This is a genomic window from Methylobacterium sp. ME121, from assembly GCF_000974725.1.
Classification (GTDB): domain Bacteria; phylum Pseudomonadota; class Alphaproteobacteria; order Rhizobiales; family Beijerinckiaceae; genus Methylobacterium; species Methylobacterium radiotolerans.
In genome coordinates this window covers 1-10,504 of record NZ_BBUX01000120.1, presented here as the reverse complement: position 1 = coordinate 10,504, position 10,504 = coordinate 1, and the positions used below count along the sequence as shown (strand labels likewise).

General features: G+C 71.8%; 11 protein-coding genes. 4 read left to right on the top strand and 7 right to left on the bottom strand.

The window, feature by feature from the left end; translation table 11 throughout:
- A partial coding sequence (locus ME121_RS31735; RefSeq protein ID WP_059410252.1) for an aminotransferase class I/II-fold pyridoxal phosphate-dependent enzyme occupies positions 1 to 844 on the top strand: 844 nt, incomplete at its 5' end.
- Between the two features lie 229 nt (positions 845 to 1,073).
- On the opposite strand, the gene ME121_RS31730 is transcribed toward ME121_RS31735, so the two are convergent.
- The 3 genes from ME121_RS31730 to ME121_RS31720 form a co-directional block, all read right to left on the bottom strand.
- Positions 1,074 to 2,138 carry an alpha/beta hydrolase family protein gene (locus ME121_RS31730; RefSeq protein ID WP_012320415.1) on the bottom strand — a complete coding sequence of 355 codons (1,065 nt, stop codon included), beginning with the start codon at positions 2,136 to 2,138 and terminating at the stop codon, positions 1,074 to 1,076.
- A gap of 108 nt (positions 2,139 to 2,246) precedes the next feature.
- Entirely contained in the window at positions 2,247 to 2,759 is a 513-nt protein-coding gene (locus ME121_RS31725; RefSeq protein ID WP_024829294.1) for a DUF533 domain-containing protein, read from the bottom strand.
- A 69-nt stretch (positions 2,760 to 2,828) separates the two neighbouring features.
- The gene (locus ME121_RS31720) at positions 2,829 to 3,170 is read right to left on the bottom strand and encodes a hypothetical protein (protein ID WP_024829293.1); all 342 of its coding nucleotides are present in this window, start codon (positions 3,168 to 3,170) and stop codon (positions 2,829 to 2,831) included.
- A gap of 249 nt (positions 3,171 to 3,419) precedes the next feature.
- Between ME121_RS31720 and ME121_RS31715 the strand changes: the two genes are divergently transcribed.
- Positions 3,420 to 4,304: a transglutaminase-like domain-containing protein gene (locus ME121_RS31715; protein ID WP_043074164.1), complete on the top strand. Its 885-nt coding sequence runs from the start codon at positions 3,420 to 3,422 to the stop codon at positions 4,302 to 4,304.
- 10 nt (positions 4,305 to 4,314) lie between these two features.
- Here the strand turns inward: ME121_RS31715 and ME121_RS31710 are convergent, their stop codons facing one another.
- Entirely contained in the window at positions 4,315 to 5,343 is a 1,029-nt protein-coding gene (locus ME121_RS31710; RefSeq protein WP_012320419.1) for an alpha/beta hydrolase, read from the bottom strand.
- Positions 5,344 to 5,533: 190 nt separating this feature from the next.
- Between ME121_RS31710 and meaB the strand changes: the two genes are divergently transcribed.
- Both meaB and ME121_RS31700 read left to right on the top strand, forming a co-directional pair.
- Positions 5,534 to 6,520, top strand: a complete 987-nt coding sequence (gene meaB, locus ME121_RS31705; protein WP_012320420.1) for a methylmalonyl Co-A mutase-associated GTPase MeaB — start codon at positions 5,534 to 5,536, stop codon at positions 6,518 to 6,520.
- A 143-nt stretch (positions 6,521 to 6,663) separates the two neighbouring features.
- Positions 6,664 to 7,041 carry a CsbD family protein gene (locus ME121_RS31700; protein ID WP_012320421.1) on the top strand — a complete coding sequence of 126 codons (378 nt, stop codon included), beginning with the start codon at positions 6,664 to 6,666 and terminating at the stop codon, positions 7,039 to 7,041.
- A gap of 72 nt (positions 7,042 to 7,113) precedes the next feature.
- On the opposite strand, the gene ME121_RS31695 is transcribed toward ME121_RS31700, so the two are convergent.
- From ME121_RS31695 to ME121_RS31685, 3 genes are all read right to left on the bottom strand, one after another.
- Positions 7,114 to 7,899, bottom strand: coding sequence for a 3-hydroxybutyrate dehydrogenase (locus ME121_RS31695; RefSeq protein ID WP_012320422.1), 786 nt, complete (start codon positions 7,897 to 7,899; stop codon positions 7,114 to 7,116).
- Between the two features lie 74 nt (positions 7,900 to 7,973).
- Complete coding sequence (locus ME121_RS31690) at positions 7,974 to 9,482, bottom strand: sensor histidine kinase (RefSeq protein ID WP_012320423.1); 1,509 nt, start codon at positions 9,480 to 9,482, stop codon at positions 7,974 to 7,976.
- Positions 9,479 to 10,174: a response regulator transcription factor gene (locus ME121_RS31685; RefSeq protein WP_024829288.1), complete on the bottom strand. Its 696-nt coding sequence runs from the start codon at positions 10,172 to 10,174 to the stop codon at positions 9,479 to 9,481. Before ME121_RS31685 ends, ME121_RS31690 begins: the two co-directional genes overlap by 4 nt.
- Positions 10,175 to 10,504 lie beyond the last annotated feature (330 nt).

Below are 10,504 nucleotides of genomic sequence, written 5' to 3'. Positions count from 1 at the left end.
GCCCGGGACCGAGATCCTGTATCCGGACCCCGGCTTCCCGATCTACCGCTCGATGATCGAGTTCACCGGCGCGACGCCGGTGCCGGTGCCGATCCGCGAGGCGAACGGCTTCGCCTTCTCGGCGGCCGAGACGCTGGCGCTGATCACGCCGAGGACGCGGCTGCTGATCGTCAACTCGCCCGCCAACCCCACCGGCGGCGTGACGCCGAAGACCGAGATCGACGCCCTGGTGAAGGGCCTCGCCGAGCACCCCGACGTCGCGGTGCTGTCGGACGAGATCTACGGCACCATGACCTACGACGGCGAGACCCACCACTCGCTGCTGACCTATCCCGAGATCCGCGACCGGCTGGTCTACCTCGACGGCGCGTCCAAGACCTACGCGATGACCGGCTGGCGGCTCGGCTGGTCGGTCTGGCCGAAGCCGCTCTACGACGCGGCGCGCAAGCTCGCGGTCAACGCGCATTCCTGCGTCAACGCGGCGACCCAGTGGGCCGGCATCGCGGCGCTCGACGGCCCGCAGGATTGCGTGACCGAGATGGTGGCCGAGTTCGACCGGCGCCGGGCGATCGTGGTCGACGGGCTGAACGCCCTGCCGGACGTCTCCTGCATCGCGCCCAAGGGCGCGTTCTACGCCTTCCCGAACATCGCCCGGACCGGCTGGAAGGCGAAGGCCCTGGCCTCGGCCCTCCTGGAAGAGACGGGCGTGGCCGTGATCGGCGGTCCGGATTTCGGCGTTCACGGCGAGGGCTACCTCCGCCTGTCCTACGCCAACTCGGCCGAGAACATCCGGCGGGCTCTGGAGCGGATGGGCGCGTTCCTCGGCGAGCGGAAGCCGGGCTGAGCGGACGCCCCGTCACCGACCTCGGCAAGGCCATCAGAACCCGTCCCGCGGTCGACGGTAACGGCGCCGCCGTCCCCGCGAGCGCGGCGCAGCGATCCAGCCGGCGCGACGACCGCCGAGGCGGAGCCGCCCTGGGTCACTTCGCTGCGCGCGTGATGACGCCGGCGGGTGTGGCGACCGCAGCGCTCGGACGGACACAGGTGTAAACGGCGCGCCCGATCGGCCCGCCTCAGGACTTGCCGGGCGCCCGCTTGTCGATCCAGCCGACCAGCCAGTCGGCGATGTCGAGGCTGTTCTTGTCCTGCATCAGCATGTGCGAATTGCCGTGGATGCCGATCTCCGGCAGCAGGATCAGTTCCGCCTTGCCGCCCGCGGCGTTCGCCGCCGCCACGAAGCTGCGGCACTGCTTGAGCCGCGGCGCCCAGCGGGGCGAGGCGTCGACGTAGTCGCCGAACAGGACGAGGATCGGCAGGTCCTTGTAGGGCGCGAGGTCGTCCTTCGCCGGGTCCGGGCAGGCGGCCGGCTCGATCGCCACGATGGCGCGCAGGCCGGTCCGGTCGAGGGCGGCGGTCTGGAACGGGTAGATCCCCGATTGCGAGTGCGAGATCAGCACCGCGCCCTTGAGCCGCTTGGCGAGCTCCGACAGGGCCGGCACGGTCGGGTTCGGCACCGGCAGGGCGGCCGACCAGTCGGGAACCATCTGCTTCCAGAACTCGCCCTGGGCCTCCAGGGGGAACTGCATGCCGGGGAACACCTTCGGGTATTCCGGCCCGAACCGGAAGATCGCCCAGGCCGGCTCGCGGCCGGCCGAGAAGACGGCCGGCAGGGAATTCGGGTCGGCCCGCCCCGTCTTCACGGCGTTGATCTGGGCCGGGCTCGCCGCCGAGCGGCCGCGCCAGGCCTGATCGATCACGTAGGTCGGGAAGCCGCGCCGGACGAGGTACTCGTCCCAGCCCATGCGCCCGTCGGGCGTCGTCTCCCAGGTTTTGCCGGTGAGGCAGCAGCCGTGGATCAGGACCAGCGGCGGCCGTCCGGCGTTCACCGGGATCTGATAGCGGACATAGATCTGGTCGACGCTGATCGTGCCCGACGGCGCGTAGGCCGGCAGCGTCGAGAGCGTGTCGGACTGGACGTCGCGACCGCCGACGAAGAAGCTGCCCTGCTCGGCGATCGTCAGCGGGCCGGGGGCCGGGTCGGCCGCGCGCGCGGAGCCGCCGGCGATCAGCACGGCTGCGACCAGCGCGCAGGCCCGCCGCCGGGCGCGCCCGAGCGCGGGCACTGACAGTCCTGCCATGAAATGTCCCGTCCTCCCGCGGACGGATCGCCCGGACCCGTCGTCGCGGGGAAGCCTAGCACGAAGCTCGGCCGCCGTGGAGGATCCACCCATCGGACATGTTGCCGCTCAGGCCGCGATGTCGCGCTCGACCCGCTCGGTCGTCTCCGCGGGCAGGTCGAGGGCCTCGGCCAGCATCTTCAGGAACTGACGCTCCTGGAGCGTGTCGGGATCGATCGCGAGCCGCGCCGCCGCGAAGATCCGCGCCGCCGCGTCCGGACTCGCGACCCGCTCGGCGATCGCGTCGACGTCGGCGGGATCCGCGAGTTCGCGGTCGAGCCAGGACCGGCCATCGGGATCGAGGCCCGCCTCCGCCACGGCCGCGTCGAGGCGTTTGCGCTCCGCGGCGTCGACCATCCCGTCGGCCGTCGTGGCCGCCACCATGGCCCGCAGCATCAGCCGGGCCTCGTCCTCGTCGACCTGCGTGAAGTCCGGCCCGCCGGCCTCGGGCGGCGCCGCCCCGCGCAGTGCCCGGTAGGCGAGGCTGCCGATCAGCGCCAGCCCGCCGAGGGCGGCACCGGCGGCGAGGCCGCCGCGCCTCGAACGCACCAGCGCGTCGACGATCCGTCTGCTGTCAGCCATGCCGTCCTCCCGGGATCCGATCCAGATCGGATCGGAAACCACCCGGGAGGCGCTCGGGTTCAGCCGCGCTCAGGCGTCGGCCTCATCCTCGTCCTCGTCCTCGTCGATATCCACGAGGAAGACGATGTCGGCCTCGTCCTCGTCGTCCGAATCGGACCCGGTGTGGCGCGGATCCTCGACGAAGTCGCCCTCGCCGTCGTCCTCGGCGAGCGCGTCCTCGAAGATCTCGACCTCGTCCTCGGTGGCGGCCCGGACCTTGAGCGCCGACGTGCCGTTCCAGAGCGGCTTCCCGCCGGTCGTCATGGTCCGGATGTCTTCCTTGAAGCCGTCACAGGTGAAGAGGTCCTTGGCGGACGCCTCGTCGCTGTTGATCACCGCAACGGCGGTGCCGTCGATCTCGAGCGTGAACATGGCCGGCATCCCTCTCGTAACCGTCCTCAGGCGCCCCCGCTCGGCGGGCCGGCGCACGGGTGCGACGCGCTGCCCCGGGAAGAAACGCCTCGGTTTCGTCCGGTGGCGATGAGCGTCGCGCGGGGATGCTGTAGGGGTGAAGCGGACGGCCGCCAAGCCCGTCGCGGCCCCACCCGCACGATTCGGCGCGGCACGGCTCCTGCGCGCATCGCCGCGGACACGGTCTCGAACACGAAGGATCACCCGCGCATGCGGATCAGGCTCGGTTGCGAGATGCGCTACGCCTTCCCCTACCCGGTGCCCATGGTGGTGATGCTCAACGTGCATCCCTCCAGGGCGGCCGCCCTGGAGGCGCCCGACGCGCTCCGGACCGATCCGCCCGTCCCGGTGACGATCTATCGCGACGGCTTCGGCAACCTGTGCGGCCGCCTGACCGCGCCCGCCGGCAACTTCACCATCGGGACCGACGCCGCGATCCGCGACAGCGGCGTGCCCGATCCGGTCCACCCGGAGGCCGCGCAGCACGCGATCGAGGAGCTGCCGCCCGAGACGATCGTGTTCCTGCTCCCCAGCCGCTACTGCGAGTCCGACCTCCTGGCCGACGAGGCGTGGCGTCTCTTCGGCCATACCGAGCCGGGCTGGGCCAGGGTGCAGGCGGTCTGCGACTTCGTCCACGCCCACATCGCGTTCGGCTACGAGTTCGCCCACCGCGACCGCACGGCCATGGACGCCTACGCGGGCGGGCGCGGCGTCTGCCGGGACTTCACCCACCTGGCGGTCGCGTTCTGCCGCGCCCTCAACGTCCCGACCCGGTACTGCACCGGCTACATCAGCTTCATCGGCGAGCCCGAGCCGCACCCGGCGGGCGACTTCGCGGCCTGGATGGAGGTCTATCTCGGTGGAGGCTGGCACGTGTTCGACCCGCGCAACAACAGCCCGCGGATCGGCCGCGTCATGGTCGCGTACGGCCGCGACGCCGCGGACGTGCCGCTGACCCACACGTTCGGACCCAATCCCCTCGTGGGCTTCCGGGTCTGGGCCGACCGGATCGACCACCTCGACGCGTCCGGCGACGCGCCGGTAATGCCGGAGGAACCCCTGCCGCCGCAGAGCATGGCGACCCGGACGGGGTGAGCGCCGCGCGTCAGACGCCGGCGCCGCGGGCGATGGCGCGCTTGACCACCCCCTGCACGTCCGGGTTCGAGAGGAACAGGTCGTGGTTGATCAGGCCGCCGCCGTAATCGGAGGCGTCGGCGACGCGGACGCCGAGGGCCTCGAGCTTGGCGCGGTCGGCCGCGCCGGCGCGCACGCCCCCCGCCAGCGCCGCCGAGAGTTCGAGCGCCCGGTCGTTGGTGGAGGAGATCACCGTGATCTTCGAGACGTCGGGCCCGAGGCGGGCGACGCCGTTGGAGAACAGGTCGAAATCGATGTCGGGCGCGGCCAGCACCACGGCACCGATCCGCGACATCGCCGCCTCGCCGGCCTCGGCGCGGAGCATGCGCAGGGTCTCGAGGGTGAGGAGCGTGCCCATGGAGTGCGCGACGATGTTGATGCGGCCGCCGCTGGGCGAGGCGGCGAGCGCCTTCAGCAGGTCCTCGAACGCGTCGCGCGACCAGAGGGCGCTCTCGCGATCGTAATTGTAATCGAGGGTCGCGGCCGCCGACGGCCACGTGAACAGGCCGGAGACGCCGCGGAACCGGATCCCGTCCGAGAGCCGGGCAGCGCTGACGGCGGCGGATTCGAACGATTCGCGGTAGCCGTGGACGTAGATCAGCACGTCGCGCCCGAGGGCGGCCTGGGAAAAGGCCTCGGCGGCGCCCGGGCCGGACTCGGATTTCGGAACTGCGCCGATGGTCCAGTCGCCGGTGATGACGGACGAGACCTTGCCGAGCAGCGAGCGGTCGGGCGGCGACAGGCGCACCTCGGCGAAGCTCAGGCCGCGGCCGCGGTCGCTGCTGAAGTACGGCGGTCGGGGCGGATTGCCCACGGGCTTGCGGGTCGTGGCGACCAGCAGCACCGGCATGACGTCGAGGGCCGACTGCTTCTCGGGCAGGGCCGCGCCGGTGCCGAGGTCGTCGGTGACGCAGGCACCGAGCGACGGGGCGAGACCCGCGGCGCCCGCGAGGGCTCCGAAGCGGAGAAGGACGCGGCGTGAGACGATCTGGCTCGACATGATCCGGTGACGCTCGGGCGGGTCGTCTTCCGTTGCCCAGGATCGTGACCATCGCGGGGCACGATCGCCGCATCGCGGCGTGAATAGCGGGCACGGCCGGGCTTGTGGTGGGCGGGACACAGCCGGCCCATCCCCCGGCCCCGGTACTCTCCCCCTCGACGGCGGCCGTCGCCGCGGCCATGAAGGGATCATGACGCCGTCCATCGACATCGAGAGTCTCCGGGAGCGCCTGCTGCGCGGCGACCGCGCCGCTCTGGCCCGCGCCATCACGCTGGCCGAGTCCAAGCGCGCCGATCACCGGGCGCTGGCGGCGAGCCTGATCGACTCGGTCCTGCCCGAGACCGGCCGGGCGATCCGCGTCGGCATCACCGGCGTACCCGGCGTCGGCAAGTCGACCACCATCGACGCCCTCGGCTCGAACCTGACGGAGGCCGGTCACAAGGTGGCGGTGCTCGCGGTCGACCCGTCGTCCTCGCGGACCGGCGGCTCGATCTTGGGCGACAAGACCCGGATGGCGCGGCTGTCGCACGATCCCGGAGCCTTCATCCGTCCCTCCCCGTCCTCCGGCACGCTCGGCGGCGTCGCGGCCAAGACCCGCGAGACCATGCTGCTCTGCGAGGCGGCGGGCTTCGACGTGATCCTCGTCGAGACGGTCGGCGTCGGCCAGTCGGAAACGGCCGTGGCCGACCTCACCGACTTCTTCCTCGTGCTGATGCTGCCCGGGGCGGGCGACGAGTTGCAGGGCATCAAGAAGGGCATTCTCGAACTCGCCGACATGATCGCCGTCAACAAGGCCGATGCGGGCGAGGCCGAGCAGCGCGCCAACGCGGCGGCCTCGGAGTACCGGGCGGCGCTGCACATCCTGACTCCGGCCTCCGCCACCTGGACACCGCCGGTGGTCACGATCTCGGGCTTCCACAACCTGCGGCTCGACGCCCTGTGGGCGAAGATCGTCGATCACCGGGAGAAGCTCACGGCGACCGGCGAGATCCAGGCGAAGCGCCGGACTCAGGACGTGAAGTGGATGTGGGCGCTGGTCGACGAGCGCCTGCACCAGCGTCTCGTCGGCTCCCCGGAAGTTCGCCGCCGCACGGCCGAGGCCGAGGCCGGCGTCGCCCGGGGCGAGACCTCCCCGGCCGCCGGCGCGGCGGCCATCGCCGAGTTGATCGGGCTCTGACCGTTCCGCGGCCGCGATCGCGGGGCGAGACGCACAATTTCGTGGCGGGCGGGGGCACAAACGCCGTCTCGCGCGTTCGGTGGACGACGGCTTATCGAGCGGCGCCCCTGTCGCGGCGCCGCGCTCACGTCCAGGAGAGTGCCATGGTTGATACGGATCGGATCGTCGGCGGCGCCAAGGAGGCCGTCGGCAAGGTTCAGGGCTCGGCCGGTGATTTCGTGGGCTCCAACCGCGACTCGGTCGAGGGACGTTTCCGCGAGGCCCAGGGCCAGGCTCAGAACGTCTACGGCCAGGTGAAGGACAAGGCCCGTGACATCGCAGACCGGGCCGGTGACTACGCGAGCGACGCCTACGAGCGCGCCGGCGACGTGGCGGGGGACGTCTACGAGCGAAGCGGTTCGTACCTGCGCGACGGGCGCACCGCCGTCGGCGCCCGGGTGGAGGAGAACCCCCTGGTCGCGCTGCTGATCGCGGGCGCGGTCGGCTACGGCCTCGCCCTGCTGGTCCACGGTCGCCGCTGACCGGGAGAGGCCCCGCCCGGATTCGGGCGGGGCCTTGGCGGCGACCGGGCCCGGCCGCCGCGGCCGGTCGCGCTACTGCGCGGTCCAGCCACCGTCCATGCTGATATTGGCGCCCGTGATCTGGCTCGCCGCGTCGGAGCACAGGAACACCGCCAGCGCGGCCACCTGGTCGACGGTGACGAACTCCTTGGTCGGCTGCGCCTTCAGCATCACGTCCTCGATCACCTGCTCCTTGGTGAGGCCGCGGGCCTTCATCGTGTCGGGGATCTGCGCCTCCACCAGAGGCGTCCAGACGTAGCCCGGCGAGATGCAGTTCACCGTGATCCTGTGCGGGGCGAGTTCCAGCGCCGCCGTCTTGCTCAGACCCGCGATCCCGTGCTTGGCCGCCACGTAGGCCGACTTGAACGGCGAGGCCACCAGAGAGTGGGCCGAGGCCGTGTTGATGATCCGCCCCCAACCCCGCGCCTTCATCCCGGGAATCGCCGCGTGCATCGTGTGGAAGGCCGAGGACAGGTTGATCGCGATGATCTGCTCCCACTTCTCCGCGGGAAACTCCTCGATCGGCGATACGAACTGGATGCCGGCGTTGTTGACCAGCACGTCGACCGCCCCGAAGGTCTCCTCCGCCTCGCGCACCATGGCGGCGATCGCATCGGGCTCGCTCATGTCGGCGGCCGAGTACCGGGCCTTGACCCCGTAGGTGCTCTCGATCCCCGCCCGGGCCTCCTCGACGGCCTGCGCGTCCCCGAAGCCGTTGAGCACGATGTTGGCCCCCTCGGCCGCGAGGGCGCGCGCGATGGCGAGCCCGATGCCGCTGGTCGAGCCGGTCACGAGGGCGGTCTTGGTCTTGAGGGTCATGGGGCCTCCTGGAACGCGGGCGCGCCGCCGCTCGGACGCGGTCACGGCCGGGCGACGGTGGGACAGGTCGCGACCTAAGTAGCGCGGGACAGGGAGTCCGGCACAGGGTCGCCCGATGGCGGAGCGGGCAGGATGTCACCGGCCGCCGGCTGCGCCTGCGCCGAGGCCGGAAACTCGATCTCGACCCGCAGCCCGGGGCCGTTGTCGGCGAGCCGCAGGGTCCCGTGATGCAGGCGCACCACGGCGTTGACGAGGCTGAGGCCCAGACCGAAGCCGGGTCGCGACCGGGCATCCTCCAGGCGCACGAAGCGTCCGAGCACGCGGGCCCGGTCCGTCTCGGGAATGCCCGGGCCGTGATCGGAGACGGCGAGTCGGACCGTGCCCGCCTCGCGCCACGCGTCCAGGGTCACGCGGGCTTCCGCTCCGGCGGAGACGGCCCCGTACTTCAGGGCGTTGTCGATCAGGTTGGCCAGGGCCTGACCGATGAGTTCGCGGTTGCCGGCGATGATCAGGTCGTCCTGCGCGGTCACCGTGAGGGTCAGGCCCTGGTCCTCGGCGAGCGCCTCGTACAATTCGCCGACGCCCCGCACCGCTTGTCCGATATCCAGCGGGACGAGGATCTCCCGGGCGCTTCCGGCCTCGAGCCGCGCGATCATCAGGAGCGCGTTGAACACCCGGATCAGCCCGTCGCCCTCGTCGATCACGGCTTCCAGCGCCGCGCGCAGTTCCTCCTGCGTCGAGGCCCGGCGCAGGGCCTCGTCGGCGCGGTTGCGCAGGCGGGTCAGCGGCGTCTTCAGGTCATGCGCGATGTTGTCGGAGACCTCCCGCATGCCGCGCATCAGTTCGCCGATCCGCTCCAGCATCTGGTTGAGGCTGGACGCGAGGCGGTCGAGTTCGTCGCCGTTCCCGGCCACGTGGAGCCGGCCGTCGAGGTCGCCCGCCATGATCGCCCGCGTGGTCTGTGTCATGGCATCGACCCGGCGCAGGACACGGCTCGCCGCGAGCCAGCCGCCGATCACCCCGAGGAGCACGACCGCGGCCAGCGACGTGACGAAGGCGCGTCCGATCACCGCCCGCAGGCGGTCGCGCTCCTCGGTGTCGCGCCCGACGAGCAGGCGGAACCCGCCCGGCAGCGTGAAGACCCGCACGATCGCCTGATGCGCCTCGGAATCCGCGTCGTTGCGGCCGTAGCGCGTCTCGCTCTGGCCGGGCGTCGCCAGCACGGCGGCGGGCACGTAGCCGACGTTGCCGACGACATGGTCGCCGCCCGCCGTGGTCACCAGGTAGAGGGACGCGCCGGGCTCCCGCGAGCGCCGCTCCACCACGGAGATCAGCCGCCGCAGGCCGCCGGCATTGTACTGCTCCGACAGGCCGTTGATCTCGGCGTCGATCGTCGAGACGATCTGGTCGTCGAGCACCGCGCGGGCGTTCCACGCGACGTAGCCGAGCGCCAGGAACGCGCAGAGGGCGAAGATCGCCAGGTAGGCCAGCGACAGCTTGAACGCGGTGGTGCGGAACAGCTTCTGGAACCGCGCCCCCGCGGTCTCGCGGGCGACCGGCGCCTCGGTCCCGACGTCGCTCACCCGGCCGCGCCGTCGTCGAAGCGCAGCACGTAGCCGGCCCCCCGGACCGTGTGGATGATCGGCGACGGGAAGCCCTTGTCGAGCTTGCTGCGCAGGCGCGAGACGTGGACGTCGATGACGTTGGTCTGCGGGTCGAAGTGGTAGTCCCACACGTGCTCGAGCAGCATGGTGCGCGTCACGACCTGTCCGGCGTGACGCATCAGGTACTCGAGGAGGCGGAACTCGCGCGGCTGCAGCGGGATCTCGCGGCCGGCCCGGGTCACCCGATGCGACAGGCGGTCGAGCTCCAGGTCGCCGATCCGGTAGCGCGTCTCCTCCGCGGCGCCGGATCCGGCCTGCCGCCGGGCCAGCGCCTCGGTCCGTGCCAGGAGCTCGGAGAACGCGTAGGGCTTCGGCAGGTAGTCGTCGCCGCCGGCGCGCAGCCCCTTCACCCGGTCGTCGACCTGCCCCAGCGCGGACAGGATCAGGGTCGGCGTCGCGACGTTCTGCTCGCGCAGCGACCGGATCAGCGACAGGCCGTCGAGCTTCGGCAGCATCCTGTCGACGATCAGCACGTCGTAGTCGCCCTCGCGGGCGAGCGCGTACCCGTCGAGACCATCATGCGCGCTGTCCGCGACGTGTCCGGTCTCGCGGAACGCCTTGACGAGATAGGCCGCCGCCTCCCGGTCGTCCTCGATGATGAGCAGTCGCATGGCCCCGTTCCATAGCGCGCCGCGCGGGTCGGGGGAACGTATCTCCATCAACATGGTCAAGCCGCTCCCCTCCCCTCACGGGACGAACGGGCCGAGGCCGCGGACCTCGACCCGTCCCGAAGCGGGGCGCGGACGACTCGGAGGGCGCGAGATCCGTCACCGGCTTCGTCCGCGCGGGCGATGGGCCGCGCGCGGTCCGAGGATGATGGTGCGGGAGCGGTTACCGGAGGTTCGCGGGAAGATGACTTCGCGGTAAGGCGGCCGCATATCGCGAGCCGACAGCAAAACGCCGACGGGCCGCTCTCGGAGAGAGCGGCCCGTCGGCGTCGC

What these genes read in the sequence shown, in the direction of transcription:
- ME121_RS31730 (WP_012320415.1), bottom strand. Translation starts at nt 2,138, where the DNA reads ATGGCAGGACTGTCAGTGCCCGCGCTCGGGCGCGCCCGGCGGCGGGCC.
- ME121_RS31725 (WP_024829294.1), bottom strand. Translation starts at nt 2,759, where the DNA reads ATGGCTGACAGCAGACGGATCGTCGACGCGCTGGTGCGTTCGAGGCGC.
- ME121_RS31720 (WP_024829293.1), bottom strand. Translation starts at nt 3,170, where the DNA reads ATGTTCACGCTCGAGATCGACGGCACCGCCGTTGCGGTGATCAACAGC.
- ME121_RS31715 (WP_043074164.1), top strand. Translation starts at nt 3,420, where the DNA reads ATGCGGATCAGGCTCGGTTGCGAGATGCGCTACGCCTTCCCCTACCCG.
- ME121_RS31710 (WP_012320419.1), bottom strand. Translation starts at nt 5,343, where the DNA reads ATGTCGAGCCAGATCGTCTCACGCCGCGTCCTTCTCCGCTTCGGAGCC.
- meaB (WP_012320420.1), top strand. Translation starts at nt 5,534, where the DNA reads ATGACGCCGTCCATCGACATCGAGAGTCTCCGGGAGCGCCTGCTGCGC.
- ME121_RS31700 (WP_012320421.1), top strand. Translation starts at nt 6,664, where the DNA reads ATGGTTGATACGGATCGGATCGTCGGCGGCGCCAAGGAGGCCGTCGGC.
- ME121_RS31695 (WP_012320422.1), bottom strand. Translation starts at nt 7,899, where the DNA reads ATGACCCTCAAGACCAAGACCGCCCTCGTGACCGGCTCGACCAGCGGC.
- ME121_RS31685 (WP_024829288.1), bottom strand. Translation starts at nt 10,174, where the DNA reads ATGCGACTGCTCATCATCGAGGACGACCGGGAGGCGGCGGCCTATCTC.